The sequence below is a fragment of the Neisseria sp. P0021.S005 genome, from assembly GCF_051956955.1.
In genome coordinates this window covers 1-1,429 of record NZ_JBQCWY010000752.1, presented here as the reverse complement: position 1 = coordinate 1,429, position 1,429 = coordinate 1, and the positions used below count along the sequence as shown (strand labels likewise).

At 54.8% G+C, this 1,429-nt stretch carries 2 protein-coding genes; both read left to right on the top strand.

All coding sequences use genetic code 11. The annotated features are described in order from the left end of the window. Positions 1-1,162, top strand: a 1,162-nt coding sequence (locus tag ACTHUE_RS18990) for a Na+/H+ antiporter family protein (protein WP_440424174.1), incomplete at its 5' end; no start/stop codon positions are given. Between the two features lies 1 nt (position 1,163). Further along, the gene (locus ACTHUE_RS18985; protein WP_070814707.1) at positions 1,164-1,391 is read left to right on the top strand and encodes a SlyX family protein; all 228 of its coding nucleotides are present in this window, start codon (positions 1,164-1,166) and stop codon (positions 1,389-1,391) included. Positions 1,392-1,429 lie beyond the last annotated feature (38 nt).

Here is a 1,429-nt window from a genome sequence, read left to right as displayed (position 1 = left end):
GTCTTATGCCATGCTCGGCGCATTTGCCATGGCCATCACGCATTCCGGCCTGCCGCAACAGCTCGCCGGCGTGATTATCCGCAAGCTCAACGGCGGCGAAGGCAATGCGAAAGGCGAAGGCGCGGTCAAATGGATGCTGCTGGCGATTATTTTGTGCATGGGCGTGATGAGCCAAAACGTTGTGCCGATTCATATTGCGTTTATCCCGATGATTATTCCGCCGCTGCTGTTGGTGTTCAACCGTTTGAAACTCGACCGCCGCTTGGTGGCCTGCGTGATTACGTTTGGCTTGGTAACGACTTATATGTTCCTGCCTTACGGTTTCGGCGCCATCTTCTTGAACGACATCATGTTGGGCAATATCCGCTCGGCAGGCATGGACACCGGCGGCATCAATGTAATGCACGCAATGGCGATTCCGGCTTTGGGCATGGTGTCCGGTTTGCTGCTGGCCTTTTTGCACTACCGCAAGCCGCGTATTTATCAAAACAACGCCGCCGATATGGAAGACAACCGTGAAGCGGTGCAGCAGCAAGAGCCGTCAACCTATCGCAGCTTGGTGGCGGCCGTGGCGATTGCCGTGTGTTTTGCCATTCAGCTTTTGTATGAAAACTCGTTGGTATTGGGCGCGATGTTGGGCTTTGCCGTGTTTATGATGTTGGGCGTGATGAACCGTTCCGCCGCCAGTGATGTGTTCGGCGAAGGCATCAAAATGATGGCGATGGTCGGCTTTATTATGATTGCGGCACAAGGTTTCGCCGCCGTCATGAACGCGACCGGCGACATTCAGCCTTTGGTCGAACGCAGCATGGCTTTGTTCGGAAGCAATAAAGGCATGGCCGCCTTTACCATGCTGTTTGTCGGCCTGCTGGTAACCATGGGCATCGGCTCGTCTTTCTCCACTTTGCCGATTATTACCGCGATTTATGTGCCTTTGTGCATCAGCTTGGGCTTCTCCCCAATGGCTACCGTGGCCATTGTCGGCACGGCAGGCGCGCTGGGCGATGCCGGCTCCCCCGCTTCCGACTCAACGCTCGGCCCGACCATGGGTTTGAACGCCGACGGTCAGCACGACCACATCCGCGATTCGGTTATCCCAACCTTTATCCACTACAATATCCCGCTGATGGTTGCAGGCTGGATTGCCGCGATGGTGCTGTAATATGAGCAATATTCAGGAATTGGAACACCGCGTCACCGAGCTGGAAATTCAGACGGCCTTGCAGGAAGATTTAATCGGCAGCCTGAACGACACCATCGCCAAGATGCAGCAGGCTTTGGATTTGCAACAAGGCCAGTTGCGGCTTCTGTATCAACGGATGCAGGACAAAGGCGCAAACGGCGAACGCGAACCGTACAGCCTGCGCGACGAGATTCCGCCGCATTATTGATAAACTGAAAAAGGGCGTGTTTGATACATGCCCTTTTC